At 70.6% G+C, this 18214-nt stretch carries 13 protein-coding genes; 8 read left to right on the forward strand and 5 right to left on the reverse strand.

The window, feature by feature from the left end; translation table 11 throughout:
- Window positions 1–3 precede the first annotated feature (3 nt).
- Complete coding sequence (locus FM051_RS46440; RefSeq protein WP_238413166.1) at window positions 4–432, forward strand: DoxX family protein; 429 nt, start codon at window positions 4–6, stop codon at window positions 430–432.
- Window positions 433–627: 195 nt separating this feature from the next.
- Complete coding sequence (locus FM051_RS46445; RefSeq protein ID WP_158853730.1) at window positions 628–2016, forward strand: rhamnulokinase; 1389 nt, start codon at window positions 628–630, stop codon at window positions 2014–2016.
- A 243-nt stretch (window positions 2017–2259) separates the two neighbouring features.
- On the opposite strand, the gene FM051_RS46450 is transcribed toward FM051_RS46445, so the two are convergent.
- Window positions 2260–2955, reverse strand: coding sequence for a FadR/GntR family transcriptional regulator (locus tag FM051_RS46450; RefSeq protein WP_158853733.1), 696 nt, complete (start codon window positions 2953–2955; stop codon window positions 2260–2262).
- A 73-nt stretch (window positions 2956–3028) separates the two neighbouring features.
- Here FM051_RS46450 and FM051_RS46455 point away from each other — a divergent pair, with 73 nt between their 5' ends.
- From FM051_RS46455 to FM051_RS46475, 5 genes are all read left to right on the forward strand, one after another.
- The gene (locus tag FM051_RS46455) at window positions 3029–3757 is read left to right on the forward strand and encodes a (Fe-S)-binding protein (RefSeq protein ID WP_158853736.1); all 729 of its coding nucleotides are present in this window, start codon (window positions 3029–3031) and stop codon (window positions 3755–3757) included.
- Entirely contained in the window at window positions 3754–5151 is a 1398-nt protein-coding gene (locus FM051_RS46460) for a LutB/LldF family L-lactate oxidation iron-sulfur protein (RefSeq protein ID WP_202919424.1), read from the forward strand. The genes FM051_RS46455 and FM051_RS46460 overlap by 4 nt, the downstream gene beginning before the upstream one ends.
- The gene (locus FM051_RS52685) at window positions 5148–5951 is read left to right on the forward strand and encodes a LutC/YkgG family protein (protein ID WP_238413167.1); all 804 of its coding nucleotides are present in this window, start codon (window positions 5148–5150) and stop codon (window positions 5949–5951) included. Before FM051_RS46460 ends, FM051_RS52685 begins: the two co-directional genes overlap by 4 nt.
- A 172-nt stretch (window positions 5952–6123) precedes the next feature.
- The gene (gene metH / locus FM051_RS46470) at window positions 6124–9711 is read left to right on the forward strand and encodes a methionine synthase (protein WP_238413168.1); all 3588 of its coding nucleotides are present in this window, start codon (window positions 6124–6126) and stop codon (window positions 9709–9711) included.
- A gap of 326 nt (window positions 9712–10037) precedes the next feature.
- A complete protein-coding gene (locus FM051_RS46475) occupies window positions 10038–10316 on the forward strand; it encodes a hypothetical protein (protein WP_158853742.1) in 279 nt (92 codons plus the stop codon).
- Between the two features lie 56 nt (window positions 10317–10372).
- Here FM051_RS46475 and FM051_RS46480 read toward each other — a convergent pair whose 3' ends face one another.
- The 4 genes from FM051_RS46480 to FM051_RS46495 all read right to left on the reverse strand — a co-directional run bounded on the left by FM051_RS46480 (window position 10373) and on the right by FM051_RS46495 (window position 15114).
- Window positions 10373–13465 carry an efflux RND transporter permease subunit gene (locus FM051_RS46480; protein ID WP_158853744.1) on the reverse strand — a complete coding sequence of 1031 codons (3093 nt, stop codon included), beginning with the start codon at window positions 13463–13465 and terminating at the stop codon, window positions 10373–10375.
- Window positions 13466–13813: 348 nt separating this feature from the next.
- On the reverse strand, window positions 13814–14230 hold the full coding sequence (locus tag FM051_RS46485; RefSeq protein WP_158853747.1) for a hypothetical protein: 417 nt from the start codon (window positions 14228–14230) through the stop codon (window positions 13814–13816).
- Complete coding sequence (locus tag FM051_RS46490) at window positions 14223–14603, reverse strand: hypothetical protein (RefSeq protein ID WP_158853750.1); 381 nt, start codon at window positions 14601–14603, stop codon at window positions 14223–14225. Before FM051_RS46490 ends, FM051_RS46485 begins: the two co-directional genes overlap by 8 nt.
- A 64-nt stretch (window positions 14604–14667) precedes the next feature.
- Window positions 14668–15114 carry a GNAT family N-acetyltransferase gene (locus tag FM051_RS46495; RefSeq protein ID WP_238413169.1) on the reverse strand — a complete coding sequence of 149 codons (447 nt, stop codon included), beginning with the start codon at window positions 15112–15114 and terminating at the stop codon, window positions 14668–14670.
- 114 nt (window positions 15115–15228) lie between these two features.
- On the opposite strand from FM051_RS46495, the gene FM051_RS46500 reads away from it, so the two are divergent.
- Window positions 15229–18126, forward strand: coding sequence for an NACHT domain-containing protein (locus FM051_RS46500; protein ID WP_238413170.1), 2898 nt, complete (start codon window positions 15229–15231; stop codon window positions 18124–18126).
- The last annotated feature ends 88 nt before the right edge of the window (window positions 18127–18214 follow it).

An 18214-nucleotide genomic window follows, 5' to 3' on the forward strand; every position in this document is an offset into this window, starting at 1 on the left:
CGCTTGGGGGAGCGGACCACCGCCGGAGCACCGCTCGACCGCTGGGCCCTGCCTGCCCTGCGGATCTCGATCGGTGTGGTGTTCGTCTGGTTCGGAGTGCTGAAGGTGACCGGTTCCTCGCCGGTCGCGGAGCTCGTCGGAGCCGCCGTGCCGTGGGTCGACCAGGCGTTCCTGGTGCCCGCGCTGGGGTGGTTCGAGGTCGGGTTGGGTGCGGTGTTGCTGCTCGGGCGACTGCCGCGGCTGACGCTGGTCGTCGTGGCGGTCCACCTGGCGGGGACGTTCCTGGTCTTCGTCCAGGCGCCCGCTCTCGTGATGACGGGGAGCAACCCCTTGCTGTTGACCACCAACGGCGAGTTCGTGCTGAAGAACGTGGTGCTCATCTGCGCCGCACTGGTGCTGCTCGGCCGGGTCGAAAGGCGGCGGACGAGCTAGCCGCGCGGCGGGGTCCGGTCCCCGGTCCTCCCGGGGACCGGGCTCCCCCCGCGTTCCGGTCGGGCCCCTGGAGAACGTGGTCCGCGTCGGCCTGCGGAGACGCGAAGGCCGACGGCGTGATCCTTGACATCCTCCGCACGTGGGCGGTTGACTGCGTGGGGTTTGAAACGATTCAAGGAGCCGGTGGAGTCGCCCATGTCGCCCGTAGCCAGGGTTTTCGGAGCAATCGACATCGGCGCATCGGGCGGGCGGGTCGTGGCCGGGGTGGTGGCCGGCGGCCGGACCGCGCTGCACGTGGTGCACCGGTTCCCCAACGGCATGGTCGAGCTCGACGGGCACCTGCGGTGGGACTTCAGCGGACTGTACCGGGAGGTGCTGACCGGGCTGCGGGCGTTGGCCGCCGGGTTCCCCGATGTGGTGTCGATCGGCATCGACACGTGGGCCGTGGACTACGGGCTGCTGGCCGAGGACGGCACGCTGCTCGCCGAGCCCGTGTCGTACCGGGACGGGCGGACCGCGGACGCGGTGGAGCGGGTGCACGAACGGGTGCCGCCGGAGCGGTTGTACGCGATCAACGGTCTGCAGTTCCTGCCTTTCACGACGCTGTACCAGTTGGAGGCCGAACGGTCGTCGCCGTTGTGGGACAAGGCCGCGCACGTGGTGCTGCTGCCGGACCTGCTCGCGTACTGGCTGACCGGCGAGTTACGGACCGAGATCACGAACGCCTCGACCACGGGGCTGCTGGACGTGCGGACGAGGAAGTGGGCCTCGGAGTTGGCCGCCGGTGTGCCGTTCCCGCCGTTGCAGGAGCCCGGTGAGGTGCGGGGTCTGCTGCGGCGGGAGGTGTTGGCGGCGACCGGCCTGCCGAGCACGACGCTGGTTACGTCGGTCGGTTCCCACGACACGGCGTCGGCCGTGGTGGCGTTGCCCGCCGAGGGCGCGCGTTTCGCCTACGTGTCCAGCGGGACGTGGTCGCTGGCGGGCGTCGAGCTGCCCGGACCGGTGCTGACCGGTCAGGCGCGGCAGGTGAACTTCACCAACGAAGGCGGGGTGGACGGCCGGACCGGGTTCCTGCGCAACGTGGGCGGGTTGTGGCTGCTCCAGGAGTCGCTGCGGGAGTGGTCGGACCTCGACGTGTCGGACCTGCTGGCCCAGGCCGAGCGGCTGCCCTCGGGTGGTCCGACGGTCGACGTGGACGATCCGGCGTTCATCGCGCCGGGTGACATGCCGCAACGGATCGCGGCAGCGGCGACCGGCCCGTTGCGCACCCCGGCCGAGACGGTGCGGTGCATCCTCGATTCGCTGGCCGTCGCGTACGCCCGCACGGTGGAGCAGGCCACGCAGCTGACCGGCCGTGACGTGGACGTCATCCACATCGTCGGCGGCGGCTCGCGCAACGACCTGTTGTGCCGACTCACCGCGAACCTGTCCGGACGGCGCGTGACGGCGGGCCCGGTGGAGGCCACGGCGTTGGGCAACATCCTGGTCCAGGCCAGGGCGCACGACGCCGCGCCGGAGTCGCTGGAAGACCTCCGCGCCACCTTGGCAACCACCGAGGACATCCGCCACTACCACCCCGACTAACCCCCACCCCCGCGTGAGTCGAACCTCCAACCCCCGAGAGTCGAACACTCAGACCACGTGTGTCCTACATTCAGAGCACGTGTGTCCTACCTTCAGGTACCCCGAGTTCAACACTCAGGTTCGTCGGCCGGTGTTCTGAGTGTTGAATTCAGGTGTTCTGAACGTAGGACTCTCGCTACGCGAACGTAGGACACACGCGGCCTGAACGTAGGACACACGCGGTCTGGGGGTTCGACTCTCGGGTTATGTCGAGTGGCGGACCCATTCGCGGTGGAAGCCCTCTACGTGACGGGTGACTCTCGTGGCGGCCAGGTCGGCGTTGCCGGATTGGACGGCGCGCAGGATGGAGCGGTGTTCGCGGCGCAGGCGGACGGCGGTGCGGGACCAGTCGGGCAGCGCTTGCACGGCGTCCAGCACGGTGCGGTGGATGGCGTCGCGCAGCGCGGCCATGATCGCGGTGTTCACCGCGTTGCCCGCGGCGGCGGTGAGGGCGACGTGGAAGTCGGCGTCGAGCTGGTGGAACGCGTCCGCGTCGAGGTCCGGCGCGTCCATGCGGGTCAGCAGCTCGGCGGCACGCGCGAGGTCCGGGTGGTCGGGTGCGGCCGCGGCGGCGCGCACCGAGTGGCTCTCGATCATCACCCTGGTGCCGACGAGGTCCGCCATGGGCAGCCTGCGGGTGGCCAGGTGCAGGCGCAGAGCCGCGCCGAGGCCGCCCGCCGGGTCGGCGATCACCGTCGTGCCCGCGTCGGGACCCGAGCCGACGCCGCTGCGCACCACGCCCATCGCCTGCAACACCCGGATCGCCTCGCGCACGGTGGCCCGGCTGACGCCCAGGTCCTCGGCCAGCCGGCGTTCGGCGGGCAGCTGCTGCCCCACGCCGAGCCTGCCCGCGGTCAACTCCGACTCGACGTGCCGCAGCACCGCGCCGTACCCGGACACCCGGACACCCCCTGAGACTTGTGGTCAGACCACAGTCTGGTGTGGTCAGACCACAGAGTCTAGACTCACCGCGGTGAGAGTCGCGCTGTTCGTCACGTGCCTGGTCGACGGGCTGTTCCCGGACGTCGGCAAGGCCACCGTCCGGCTGCTGGAACGGCTCGGCCACGAGGTGGTCGTCCCGAGTGCCCAGACCTGTTGCGGTCAGATGCACATCAACACCGGCTACCCGGGCCAGGCGCTGCCGGTCATCCGCAACCACGTCGAGGCGTTCGAACGGGCCGACGTGATCGTCGCGCCGTCCGGGTCGTGCGCGGGCTCGGTGCGCCACCAGCACGCCGACGTCGCCCGCAAGCACGGCGACCGGAAGCTGGCCGAGGCCGCCGAGAGCACCGCCAAGCGCACCTACGAGCTGTCCGAGTTCCTGGTGGACGTCCTCCAGGTCACCGACGTGGGCGCGTACTTCCCGCACCGCGTCACCTACCACCCGACGTGCCACTCGCTGCGCGTGCTGAAGGTGCAGGACCGTCCGCTGAAGCTCCTCAAAGCCGTCGAGGGCATCGACCTGGTCGAGCTGCCGTCCGCCGAGACGTGCTGCGGTTTCGGCGGCACGTTCGCGCTGAAGAACTCCGACACGTCCACCGCGATGCTCGGCGACAAGATGAGCGCCGTGCTGAGCACGAAGGCGGGCGTCCTCACCGCGGGCGACTCGTCGTGCCTGATGCACATCGGCGGCGGCCTGAGCAGGCTGCGCAGCGGCGTCCGCCCGCTGCACCTGGCGCAGATCCTGGAGCACACCCGATGACGACGTTCCTCGGCATGCCCACGGGCGGCGGCCACCTGACCGGCGAGCCGTTCCCCAAGGCCGCCAAACACGCGCTGGGCAACGCCCAGCTGCGCCGCAACCTCGCCAAGGCCACCGGCACGATCCGGGCCAAGCGCGCGAACGTCGTCGGCGAGCTGCCGGACTGGGCGGAGCTGCGCGCGGCGGGTGCGGCGATCAAGGACGAGGTGCTGGCCAACCTGGACGAGTACCTGGTCCGGTTCGAGGAGGCGTTGACGAGCCGGGGCACGCACGTGCACTGGGCGCGGGACGCCGACGAGGCCAACCGGATCATCACCGGCCTGGTGAAAGCGACCGGTACCCGTGAGGTCATCAAGGTCAAGTCGATGGCCACGGTCGAGATCGGGTTGAACGAGGCCCTGGCGGACGTCGGCGTGCACGCGGTGGAGACCGATCTCGCCGAGCTGATCGTCCAGCTGGGCAACGACAAGTCCAGCCACATCCTGGTGCCGGCGATCCACCGCAACCGGTCGGAGATCCGCGAGGTGTTCCGACGCGAGATGCCGGGTGTCGACCCGGACCTGACCGACGACCCGCGCGCGCTCGCCGAGGCGGCCCGCAAGCACCTGCGGCACAAGTTCATGACCGTGGACGTGGCCATCTCCGGCGCGAACTTCGGCGTGGCCGAGACCGGCGCGCTGGTGGTGGTCGAGTCCGAGGGCAACGGCCGGATGTGCCTGACCCTGCCGCGCACGCTGATCAGCGTGGTGGGCATCGAGAAGCTGGTGCCGAGCTGGCGGGACCTCGAGGTGTTCCTGCAGCTGCTCCCCCGCTCCTCCACCGGTGAGCGGATGAACCCGTACACGTCGGTGTGGACGGGGCCGACCGAGGGCCAGACCAGCCACGTCGTGCTGGTCGACAACGGCCGCACGGCCACCCTCGCCGACCCGGACGGTCGGGCGGCGTTGCGCTGCATCCGCTGTTCGGCGTGCCTGAACTCGTGCCCGGTGTACGAGCGCACCGGCGGCCACGCGTACGGCTCCACCTACCCCGGTCCGATCGGCGCGGTGCTGTCGCCGCAGCTGACCGGGGTGGACAAGAACCCGACGCTGCCGTTCGCGTCGTCGTTGTGCGGTGTCTGCTACGACGTGTGCCCGGTGGCCATCGACATCCCGTCGATGTTGGTGCACCTGCGGGAACGGGTCACCGAGTCGAAGCGGGCCACCCCGGAGTCGACCGCGATGCGCGCGCTGGCGTGGGCCATGTCCGATGCCCGGCGGTGGCGTCGGCTGATCCGGCTCGGCAAGTTCGGGCGGGTGGCGAGCAGGCACGTGCCGCTGCCCGGCTGGTCGACGGCACGCGACCTGCCGCAGCCGCCGAAGGAAACGTTCCGCGACTGGTGGGAGTCCCGATGAGCGCCCGTGACGAGGTCCTGGCCAGGGTCCGCCGGGCGAAGGGTCCGCGCGACCCCGCGCCGGTGCCGCGCGACTACCGTGCGGCGGGCACGCGCGGGCCTGGCGATCTCGACCTGTTCGCCGAACGCCTGCGCGACTACCGCGCCCGGGTCCGCGTCGTCCCCGCCGACCAGGTCGCCGAGACGATCGCCGCCGCGCTCCGCGAACGGGGTGCTCGGCGGGTCGTGGTCGCACCCGGCACCCCGCCCGAGTGGACGGAATTGTCGTACCCCGCCGGTAGAATTGAATCAAGGGATCCCCTGGGCGGGGACCCTCGCGAAGCCAATACCGAAGTCAAAGCCGAAGCCAAAGCCGGAGCGAACACCGAAGCCAAAGCGGAAGCCGGAGCCGGATCCGAAGTCGCCCGCGCCCCGGAAGGTGTCGACGCCGTGGGGCTCGACACAGACGGCACCGTGAGCGTTGACAGGGTGGGTGCCGACACCCTGGACGTCGCCATCCTCGAACGCGCCGACGCCGTCGTCACCGCGTGTCACGTGGCCGTCGCCGAGACCGGCACGATCGTGCTCGACCACGACGCCGCCGACCAGGGCCCGCGCGCCCTCACCCTGGTGCCGGACTACCACATCGTGGTCGTGCGGGCCGATCAGGTGGTGGCGGGTGTGCCGGACGCGGTGGCGGCGTTGGCCGGGGTGCGCACCCAGACGTGGATCAGCGGACCGTCCGCGACCAGCGACATCGAGCTGGAACGGGTGGAAGGCGTGCACGGGCCGCGCACGCTGGAGGTCGTGATCGCCCGCTGAGATCCCTACCGAAGCCCGGCCCGAAGTCTCACCCTGTGGGCCTATCCGCCCACGATCGAGGGATTCGCTACGATCGGACTCCCGACCGAGAGGCGCTGCAACGGGTGACGAGCCCGCCACGCTCGGCCGAGGCTCGAAGACAGCAAGGGCGCCTCCCACGATGGGAGGCCGCGTGTCGGAAAACGCCCTGCGAGAGCTGTTGGACCAGCGCGTCGCGGTGCTGGACGGCGCCTGGGGCACCATGCTCCAAGCCGCCGGGCTCACCCCGGACGACTACCGCGGCGACCTGCTGGGCGACCACACGCACGACGTCACCGGCGACCCGGACCTGCTCAACCTGACCCGCCCGGACCTCGTCCTCGACGTCCACCGGCAGTACCTGGCCGCGGGCGCGGACATCACCACCACCAACACGTTCACCGCGACCAGCATCGCGCAGGCCGACTACGGCCTGGAGAACCTGGTGCGCGAGATGAACGTGCGCGGCGCGCAGCTGGCCCGCCAGGCCGCCGACGAGGCGGGCGGCCGGTTCGTGGCCGGTTCCGTCGGCCCGCTCAACGTCACCCTGTCGCTGTCGCCGCGGGTCGAGGACCCGGCGTACCGGACGGCGACGTTCGACCAGGTGCAGGCCGCGTACGCGGAGCAGATCGGCGCGCTCGCCGAGGGCGGCGTCGACCTGCTGCTCATCGAGACGATCTTCGACACGCTCAACGCCAAGGCCGCCGTCGCCGCGGCCCGCGAGGTCGCGCCGCACCTGCCGCTGTGGATTTCGATCACCATCGTGGACCTGAGCGGCCGGACGCTGTCCGGGCAGACCGTCGAGGCGTTCTGGAACTCCATCGCGCACGCCGAGCCGCTGGTGGTGGGCGTGAACTGCGCGCTGGGCGCGCACGAGATGCGCCCGCACGTCGCCGAGCTGTCCCGGATCGCGGGCACCTACACCGCGAGCCACCCCAACGCCGGGCTGCCCAACGCGTTCGGCGGCTACGACGAGACCCCGGACGAGACCGCCGCGTTGCTGCACGGGTTCGCCGAGGAGGGCGTGGTCAACATCGTCGGCGGCTGCTGCGGCACCACGCCAGACCACATCGCGCGGATCGCGGCGGCGGTCAAGGGCCTTCCGCCGCGCCCGGTCGCGCAGGCGCCGAACCGGACCAGGTTCAGCGGTCTGGAGCCGTTCGAGATCGGCGCGGACACCGGGTTCGTGATGATCGGCGAGCGCACCAACGTGACCGGTTCGGCGAAGTTCCGCCGGCTGATCGAGAGCGACAACTACCAGGCGGCCGTGGACGTGGCGCTGGAGCAGGTGCGCGGCGGGGCGAACCTGCTGGACGTGAACATGGACGCCGACCTGCTCGACAGCGAGCGGGCGATGACCACGTTCCTGAACCTGATCGCCACCGAGCCGGAGATCGCCCGGGTGCCGATCATGGTGGACAGCTCGCGCTGGACCGTGCTGGAAGCCGGGTTGAAGTGCGTGCAGGGCAAGGGCGTGGTCAACTCGATCAGCCTCAAGGAGGGCGAGGAGTCGTTCCTGGCCCAGGCCCGCCGCATCCGCGACTTCGGCGCGGGCGTGGTGGTGATGGCGTTCGACGAGAAGGGCCAGGCCGACACGGCCGAGCGCAAGGTCGAGATCTGCGGGCGGGCGTACGACCTGCTCACGCAGAAGGCCGATTTCCTGGCCGAGGACATCATCTTCGACCCGAACGTGCTGGCCGTCGCCACCGGCATCGCCGAGCACAACGGGTACGCCAAGGCGTTCCTGGACGCCATCCCGCTGATCAAGCAGCGCTGTCCGGGCGTGCGGATCAGCGGCGGCATCTCGAACCTGTCGTTCTCGTTCCGCGGCAACGACACCGTGCGCGAGGCGATGCACTCGTCGTTCCTGTACCACGGTGTGCGCGCGGGCCTGGACATGGGCATCGTCAACGCCGGTCAGCTCGCGGTCTACGAGAACATCCCGAAGGACCTGCTGGAGCTGGTCGAGGACGTGCTGTTCGACCGCCGTCCGGACGCCACGGACCGGTTGGTGTCGTTCGCCGAGACGGTGTCCGGCTCGGGCACCAAGCGGGTCATCGACCTGTCGTGGCGCGAGCGCCCGGTGGCCAAGCGGCTGGAGCACGCGCTGGTGCACGGCATCGTGGACTTCATCATCGACGACACCGAGGAAGCCCGGCTGGAGGCGAAGCGCCCGCTCGACGTGATCGAGGGCCCGCTGATGGACGGCATGAAGGTCGTCGGCGACCTGTTCGGCGCGGGCAAGATGTTCCTGCCGCAGGTGGTGAAGAGCGCGCGGGTGATGAAGCGCGCGGTCGCGCACCTGGAGCCGTACATGGACGCGGAGAAGGAAGCCTCCGGCTCCACCCGCGGCAACGGCAAGGTCGTGCTGGCCACGGTGAAGGGCGACGTGCACGACATCGGCAAGAACATCGTCGGCGTCGTGTTGGGCTGCAACAACTACGACGTGATCGACCTGGGCGTGATGGTGCCGGCGGCGAAGATCCTGGACACCGCGATCGCCGAGGGCGCGGACGCGGTCGGCCTGTCCGGGCTGATCACGCCGTCGCTGGACGAGATGGTGTCGGTGGCCGCGGAGATGCAGCGCCGGGGCATGAAGCTGCCGCTGCTGATCGGCGGTGCGACGACGTCCCGCCAGCACACGGCGGTCCGCATCGCCCCCGCGTACGACCAGACCACGGTGCACGTGCTGGACGCGTCCCGGGTGGCGGGCGTGGTGTCGGCGCTGCTGGACGAGGAGCGTGCCGAGGAGCTGGGCGTGGCGACCCGCGTCGAGCAGCAGCGGTTGCGGGAGGAGCACGAGAACCGGCAGAGCACGCCGCTGCTCACCGTCGAGCAGGCGCGCGCGAACGCCGAGGCGGTGTCGTTCGAAGAGCTGCCGACGCCCGCGTTCACCGGGTTGCGGGTGGTGGAGCCGTCGTTGGCCGAGCTGCGCGAGATGATCGACTGGACGTTCTTCTTCCTGGCCTGGGAGCTGAAGGGCAAGTTCCCGAAGATCCTGGAGACCAACCCGGCCGCACAGGAGCTGTTCGACGACGCCAACGCGATGCTGGACCAGATCATCGCGGACGGGTCGTTGTCGGCGAAGGGCGTGTACGGCTTCTGGCCCGCGCACTCCGAGGGCGACGACATCGTGGTGAACGGGCTGCGGCTGCCGATGCTGCGCCAGCAGACCAAGAAGCCGCAGAGCCGTCCCAACCGCTGCCTGGCCGACTACGTCGCGCCCGCCGGTGACCACCTCGGCGGGTTCGCGGTCGCGATCCACGGCGCCGAGGAGCTGGCCGGCCGGTACGAGCGCGAGCAGGACGACTACAAGTCGATCATGGTGAAGGCGCTGGCCGACCGGCTGGCGGAGGCGTTCGCCGAGCACGTCCACCTCCAGGCGCGGCGTGACTGGTTCGAGCCGGACGCCGACCCCGATTTGGCGGACCTGCACGCCGAGCGGTTCCGCGGCATCCGGCCCGCGCTGGGCTACCCGGCGAGCCCGGACCACAGCGAGAAGCGGGACCTGTTCGACCTCCTGGAGGCCGAGCAGATCGGCATGGCGCTGACCAGCTCGTTCGCCATGACGCCCGCGGCGAGCGTGAGCGGCGTGATCTTCGCGCACCCGGAGTCCCGGTACTTCACCGTGGGCCGGATCGGGCGCGACCAGGTCGTGGACTACGCCCGCAGGCGTGGGATGCCGCTCGCCGAGGTCGAACGCTGGCTGCGCCCGAACCTGGCCTACGAGCCCGGCGCGTGACCTGGGGCGGCGCGCTGACCCGCAGCCCACCGGGCGCGTGGTACCTGTCGGAGGCCAGGAACACCTCCACCGCCTGACCGGCGGGAAGCCGGACCGGAAGTGGGACTTCCGGATCTCCGAATAGCCGCATCAGCCGATTGTCGACGGTCCCACAATTCGGTGAACGTGCCGATGATTTCGCCCGTCGGTGACAATGCGCCGAGGAACACGACAGGCGATTTCGCCGGGTCGGGTGACGTCGCTTTCGGTCGTCTCGCGTGGCCGTTAACGTCGGGCGAGCCGAACCGGCCGGGAAAGGCCGAACGCATCGCGGAAAGGTCGAAGCCATGACGAACCCGCTGCTCCACGTGTACGTCTACCCGCACCCCGCCGACCCGAACAACCCGCCTCCGCCGCTGCTGTCGAACCAGAACGCCTACATGGTGTCGGAGCCCGTGCAGGGCTGGCAGATCAACGCCACGAGCGACTCGGGACTCACCACGAACACCAAGTACGACCTCACCGTCGGGCAGTTGAACAAGAACAACAAACCCTCGACCGGCACGTGCACGCAGGTCGCACCGCCCTCCTACTTCTTCGCCATGCCCGACGGCGCCGAGGCCTGACCGGAACGCCGAACGCCCCGCCACCACGACGGGCGAGGGGGCGTTCGGCGGAGAACTCAGACGGTGACCGGCTCGCGGCGGTCTCCGGTGGGCTGGTTGGACTTGCGGGCCTGACGGCGTTCCTTGCGGCCCTCCACCATCGAGTAGAGGGTCGGCACCAGGACCAGTGTCAGCAGCGTCGAGCTGATCAGGCCGCCGATCACCACGATCGCCAGCGGCTTGCCGATGAACGCGCCCTCGCCGGTGATCCCCAGCGCCATCGGCAGCAGCGCGAAGATCGTGGCCGCGGCGGTCATCAGGATCGGCCGCAGCCGCCGTCGTCCACCCTCGATCACCGCCTCCCGCACCGGCATGCCGTCCCGCCGGTACTGGTTGACCAGGTCGATCAGCACGATCGCGTTGGTCACCACGATCCCGACGAGCATCAGCATGCCGATCAGCGCGGGCAGGCCGAGCGGGGTGCCGGTGAGCAGGAGCAGGCCGATCGCGCCGGTGGCCGCGAACGGGATGGACACCAGCAGGATCAGCGGCTGCACCAGGCTGCGGAACGTGGCCACCATGATCAGGAACACGATCGCGATGGCGGCGAGCATGGCCAGCCCGAGGTCGGCGAACGTCTCGGCCTGGTCGGCGCTCACGCCACCGAGGGTGTGCGTGGCGCCGGAGGGCAGGTCGAGCGCGTTCAGCCGGGACGTCAGCTCGGTCGTCAGCGCGCCCAGGTCCGAGCCGGTGGCCTTGGCCGACACGGTGGCGCTGCGCGCGCCGTCGGTGCGCCGCACCTGCACCGGACCGTCCACAACGGACACCTCGGCGACCTGACCCAGCGTAACGCCGCCCGGCAACGGCAACGCGCGCAACGCGTCCACGTCGGTCGGAGCACTACCGGTGCGGAGCACGATCTGCTGCGACCGGCCGTCGATCGGCAGTTGGGCCACCGGCACGCCGCGCAGCGCCTGCGCCGCGAACTGGCCGATGGTCTGGCTGCTGAGCCCACGTGCCGCCGCGGCGGCCTGGTCCACGGTGACCTGCACGCGCGGCGCGCTCACCGAGAGGTCGTTGGTGACCTCGCCGACGCCGGGCGTGCCGGTGACGACCTGCTGCACGCGGTCGGCCGCTTCCCGCAACGAGGCCGCGTCGGGCGCGGTGACGAGCACGTCGATCGTGTCCGAACCGAACCCGGACGCCGCCGCGCCGAACGCCACCTCACCGGCACCGGGGGTAGCGGCCATGCGCTCGGTCAGCCGGGTCTGCAAGGCCTCCAGGTCGGTGCCCTCGCGGACGGTGGCGCGGACGCTGGTGTCGCCGTCACCGCCGAACCCGAACGCGGCCAGGCTGTTGTCCGTGCCGATGGTGACCTGGTAGGTCTCCACCTCCTCGGTGTCCGCCAGCGCGCTCTCCAGCTTGCGCGCCGCCTCGTCACGGGAGGCCAAGCTGCTACCGGGCGGCATCTTCTGCGTGCCCTGCAACGCCGTGCCGCCCGCGTTGTCGATGAAGTTGGTCTGCAGCGAGCCGGCCAGGCCGAGCGTGCCGCCGAAGATCAGCACCGCGATCAGCAACGTCACCCAGCGCCGCGTGGTGGCGAACCGCAGCACGGGCACGTAGGCGCGCTGCAACGGGCTGCGCTTCTCCTTCTCCAACGCCGCCCGCAAAGCGCGCTCGGCAGCCTCGGGGTCCGAAGGCACGGAAGGCCGCTTGAGGAACCAGAACGCCAGCACCGGCACGATCGTCAGCGACACCAGCAAGGACGCCAGCAGCGCCACGGTCACCGTGATGGAGAACGGCCCGAACAGCTCACCGGCGATGCCGCCGACGAACGCGATCGGCAGGAACACCGCGACCGTGGTCAGCGTGGACGCGGTCACCGCGCCCGACACCTCGCGCACGCCGTCGAGCACGGCGCGCTGCTTGTCCTCCCCGTACCCGAGGTGGCGTTTGATGTTCTCCAGCACCACGATCGAGTCGTCCACCACCCGACCGACCGCGATCGTCAAAGCGCCGAGGGTGAGCAGGTTCAGCGACAGGTCGCCGGTGTAGAGCGCGATCAGCGCGACCACCACGGACAGCGGGATGGACACCGCCGTCACCAGCGTGGACCGCACCGACAGCAGGAACAGCAGGATCACGACCACGGCGAACAGCAGACCGAGCAGCCCTTCGGTGGTCAGGCCGCTGATCGCCTTCTCCACCTCCGGCCCCTGGTCGAACGCGACGGTGAGGGTGGTGTCGGCCGCCTCGCCCCACTCGGCGAGCTTGTCGCGGACCTGGCGGGAGATCTCCACCGCGTTGCCGTCGGCGGCCATGGTGACGCTGACGCCGAGGGTGGCCTGGCCGTCGGTGCGGGTGAGCACGGTGGACGCCTCGGGCGCGGACTCGACCGCCGCCACGTCACCGAGCTTCACCGGGCCGGCGGGCGAGGCGAGCACCAGGTCGCGCAGGTCGTCGACGGAACCGACCGGCCCGCCGACCTGCACGGTCAGCGTCTTGTCCGCGTCCGGCACGGTGCCCGCGGGCACCACCGCGCCCGCCGAGGTCAGCGCGGCGGTCAACGCCTGCGGCTCGACGCGGGCCGCGCCCAGCCGGGCGTAGTCGACGGTGACGGTGACCTGGCGGTCGCGTTCACCGCTGACCGTGGCCTCCCGAACGCCCGGGATGGCCTCCAGGCCGGGCACGACCTCGGCGCGCAACCGGGCCGCGGCGGCGATGTCGTCGTCACCGGAGGTCGCGGCGAGCGCGATGACCGGGATGTCGTCCGTGCTGCCCTGGGCGACGGTCGGTTCGACGCCCTGCGGCAGGCGGGGCTGGAGCCGGTTCACCGCCTGCTGCATCTGCGCCACGGCGGCGTCGACGTCGGTGCCGTAGGTGAACATCACCTGCACGGTGGCGGAGCTCTCCGCGGAACGGGTGAGCACCTGCTCGACACCGTCGACACCGCGCACGGCCGACTGGATCGGCTCGGCGACCTGGCTGTCCACCAGGTCCGGCGACGCGCCGGGGTAGGGCGCGATGACCACCGCCGCGGGTAATTCGATCGACGGGAAGAGCTGCTGCTTGATGGAGGGCAGCGTGAACACGCCGAAACCGATCACGAGCAGGCTGAGCAGCCCGACGAGACTTCGGTTGGCCAGGCTCAGCCGAGCCAGCACGGACATCGTGGGAATCTCCTTGGTGAGCGGACCATCCGACACGTCGCGGCACGGGGTGCCGCGGGCGGATGCGCGAACGCTCGCACACCCCACCTGAGAACGGGCTCAGACATGGGTTGACCATCCGGCTTCCGACAGGTGCCCTGACCTGCACGGACAGTGCCTGCGGCAAGATCGGGCCGGCCCGGTGATCTTTGTCACGGAGGCCGGGAGCCGTGCGCTCCCGGCCTCCTCCCAACCCACGACGGCGGTGCCCTGCCGGGGACACCCGTGGTCTCGGCCACCGTCATGGATCGGCCGCCGGGTGTGGGGCCCGGCGGCCTGCACCCAATACGATGTAGGCGCCCTTACGGTTCAGCCGGCCTCTTCGGAATGCCGAAGTCCCGTGTGTCGCAACCAGAGCAGGCCCAGCACGGGCAACACGAGCGGAATGAAGCCGTAACCGCCGCCGAAGTCCGACCACACCGTGGCGTCCGGGAACGCGTCGACGAACACCAGGCTCGCCGCGCCGATCACGATCACACCCGCCAACTCGACCCCGCACGCGAGGTACGCGATCCGCCGCGACACCACACCGGCCAGCGCGAGCGTCGCCACCACGTACACGACCGCCGCGAACGCGGACAGCAGGTAGGCCAGCGGCGCCTGCTCGAACCGGGTGGTGATCTGCACCGCCGACCGGGCCGTGGCCGCGAGGGCGAAGATCCCGTACACCGCGATCAGCAGCCGGCCGGGCCCCGACCGGGTCGACGCCTTCAGCCCGTCAGCCATGACCGGCCCAGATCTGGTTCAGCCGCAAGATCATCACCGGCACGCTCAGGCACGCCACCGCCAACACCCCGGCACCCCACCGCGACCGTTCCCCGAGTGCCCAGAACGCGCCGAGCGGCAGCACCACCGCCGCCCCGATCAGGTAGCCGATGAACGTGGCCCGGTCCAACTCCCGGTCGGTGCCGAGCACGTTCACCACGCCGACGACCGCCTGCGCCAGCAGCCCGACTTCGAGGAGCACGACCACACCGGCCAGGCCGAGGGTCGGCTTGGTGGCGAGCGTGACGGGCCGGTTCGCGATGGCCAGCACCAGCGACCACAGGGCCGCGACGAGCGCCACGACCGTCAACGCGGTCGCAAGGACTTGGATCATCTGCTCTTCCCGGTCGGACGTTTCGGTGGAGCCGCGGACGACTACCGCCGCAACGTACCGGGCGCTACGGCAGCGTCAGCTTGAAGCCCTCGTGTGACTGGGTGAAGCCCAGGCGGAGGTAGAAGCGGTGCGCGTCGACGCGGCTCTTGTCGGACGTGAACTGCACGACCGCGCAGCCGCGCGCCTTCGCCTCGTCGACCGCCCACCGCACCAGCTCCTCCCCCAGCCCCTGCCCGCGCACCGCGGAGGCGACCCGGACGCCCTCGATCTGGGCCCGCGAAGCACCCTGCCGCGACAGGCCGCGCAACACGGTCAGCTGGAGCGTGCCCACCACCTCGCCGTTCCGCTCGGCCACCGCCAGCACCTCGTGCTCGGAGGCGTCGATGGCGGCGAAGGCGCGCTCGTACGGCGCCAGGTCGTCCGGCGACTCGCGCAGCGCGCCCAACTCGTCGTCGGCGAGCATGGCGACGATCGCGGGGACGTCCTCGGCGGTGGCACGGCGGATGATCACTGGTGCGGTCCTCCCTGGCGTCGGTTCACCCACCCCATCACATCCGTTCGGACTAGTGCGGGCCGTGCGCCCAACGCGATACAGAGGGTATCCGGGTGGTGGAGGAGGGTGTTCGTGGAACCGGTGGTCCTGCGGGTGGGCGGCACGCTGGTCGGGTCGGCGATGAGGCTGTGGCTGACCAACCGGAAGGGCCGGGCCGAGCGGACCAAGCCGCTGGTGGACCTGGTCGGGGCGCGGTTGACCGACGACTTCCAGCGGCGGCGGTTCAACCGGGAGGTCGAGGCGCTGGTCGACGTGGTCGCCGAACGGCTGCTGCCGCTGTTCCGGCAGGAGGTGCCGGGCCTGCCGGAACACGAACGGCTCGCCGCGATGGCCGAGGTGGTGTCGGCGTTCGAGGGTGCGGACCTGTCCGACGCCGGGTTGTTCGAGGTGGACGTCGACCCGGCGAAGCTGGCCCGGCGGCTGCGTGCCGAACTGCCCGCGGGCGCCGGTCTGGGTGAGGCGGCCTCGTGGTTCCACAGCGTGCTGCTGGACGAGTGCTGCGCGTGTTTCGTGCAGCTGGTCGTGCACCTGACGCCGTTCGCGGCCCGTGCGAGCGCGGAGTTGCTCGGCCGGGTGTCGGGTCTGTCCGAACAGGTCGGGCACGTGCTCGCCCGGCTGCCCGCGCCGACGTTGACGGCACCGCAGGGCACCGCCAACGACGCCGAGTTCCGCACCCGGTACCTGCGGCTGGTGAGCGAGTCGCTGGACGACATCGAACTGTTCGGCGTGGACGTGCGCCGGTACCGGCCGCGGACGACGTTGAGCGTCGCGTACATCAGCCTGTCGGTCAGCGGGGCGCAGCGGCGCAGGCACGCGGCGGACGAGGTGACGCGATGGCGTGACGCGGCGCATGACGGGCAGGACGGTGCGGTGCGGGTGGAGCGCGCTCTGGCCGCCAACGAACGCATCCTGATCCGGGGCGAGGCCGGTTCGGGCAAGTCGACGTTGCTGCGCTGGCTCGCGATCAACGCCGCGCGCGGCGCGTTCCGGGGCGAGTTGGCCGAGTTGAACGGCTGCATCCCGTTCCTGATCAAGCTGCGCGGTCACGCCGGTCGCGGCTTGCCCGGACCCGAGGCGTTCGTGGAGGACACCGCGCAGCCGCTGGCCGCGTTGATGCCGCCGGGTTTCGCGCACCGGCAGCTGGAGTCCGGCCGTGCCCTGGTGCTCGTGGATGGTGTAGACGAACTACCGTCCGCCGAACGCGGTGCCGTGCGGGGCTGGCTGGACAAGCTGACGCGCGCGTTCCCCCAGGTCCGCTGGGTCCTCACGTCCCGTCCCGGTGCCGCGGCGGCGGGGTGGTTGAAGGCGGAGGGCTTCGGGTCGGCGTTCCTGGAGCGGATGAGCGCGGCGGACGTGCGGGCACTCATCCGCCACTGGCACCAGGCCGCTCGGGACGCGGGCGGCCTGCCGTGCGACGAGGCCGACCTGCCCCGTCACGAGGGTGCGCTGCTCAGCCGCCTGGACGCCAACCCGCACCTGCGCGCGTTGGCCACCACTCCCCTGCTGTGCGCGATGCTCTGCGCCCTCAACCTCGACCGCCGCACGTTCCTGCCCCGCGACCGGCTGGAGCTGTACCGCACGGCGTTGACCCTCCTGCTGGACCGCCGTGACGCCGAACGCCACATCCCCGGTGCCACCGAACTGACCAGCCAGGACCGGCGCCACCTGCTCCGGCACCTGGCCTGGCGCCTGTCGATCAACGGCCGCTCGGAGTTGTCCCGAGAGGAAGCCACCCGCCGCTTGGCCGAACGCCTGGCCGCCATGCCCCGCGTGCCACACGACGCCGAGACCATCCTCGACCACCTGGTCCACCGCAGTGGTGTCGTGCGCGAACCGGTGACCGGCCGAATCGACTTCGTGCACCGGAGTTTTCAGGAGTTCCTCACCGCGGAGGAGGCGGCCGACCAAGGCGACATCGGCCTACTGGTCCACAACGCCCACCTGGACCAGTGGCGCGACATCGTGGTCATGGCGGCGGGCCTGGCCAACGCCCCACTGCGCGCCGAACTCCTCACCGGCCTACTGGATCGAGCCGACGCCGAACCACGACGCCGCCGCCGACTCCACCTACTGGCCGCAGCAGCGCTGGAAGCCAACCCCGCCCTGACCCCAGCGCTCACCGAACGCATCGAGCGGTGTCTGGCCGAACTCCTACCGCCCCGCCGTGCTGTCGAGGCAAGGTCCCTCGCGGCTGGCGGTGAAGTACTCCTGCCACGCCTGCTCCTCGACCCGAGGGACCTGTCGGAGTCCGCTGCCGCGGCGACGGTCCGCACCGCCGCGTTGATCAACGGCCCCGACGCCTGGCCTGTGCTCGAACGATTCGCCCAAGACCCACGCCATGCAGTCCAAGAAGAATTGATCAGAGCCTGGCCCTACTTCGATCCGGGCGAATACGCCACCCGCGTGCTGGCCGATGCTCCGCTGGTGAGCGGTGACCTCGCCGTGGACGACCAGAGCCTCCTACCCCATGTCCCGAAGCTAAGCCAACTCGTTGACCTGCGTGTTCTTCTGGAGGACCTCACCGACCTCGAACCGCTCGCCGGACTGCCTCCCTTCGAATTCGCGTCACTGGGCGGCAGATTCGATGACCTCACCCCGTTGGTCGGCAACTGGAGACTTCATACGCTGCTACTGAGCTCAAGCCTGCCAGTCGACCTTTCGCTCCTGATCGGTCTGCCACTGGAGCACCTGTTCTTCTACCCACGTGACGGGTTACCGGCCGACATCACAGTCTTCCGGTCGCTGCCCGAGCTGACTCAACTGGGCCTGAGTGGTCTGGAGTCCGTCTACGATCTGACCCCGCTAGCCGATCTCGATCGTCTGATGCGACTGTCGCTCTACAACTACCCTGTCGGGATCGACCCCACTCCTCTCGGTGATTTCCCCGCCTTGCGAGAACTGGACCTAGGCCATAGGACGAGTGCTGGACCACTAGCCCGGATCTTTCGTGTGGGTGACGGCCTGGCTTGAGACCGTGACCAGTGACTGTTGCGGGTCCTCCTTTCGGTGTTCGGCATGGTCGAGGTGGCCCGTTGTCGGCCGGGTGCCGGCGGGTTCC

The sequence above is a fragment of the Saccharothrix deserti genome, assembly GCF_009769385.1.
GTDB lineage: Bacteria > Actinomycetota > Actinomycetes > Mycobacteriales > Pseudonocardiaceae > Actinosynnema > Actinosynnema deserti.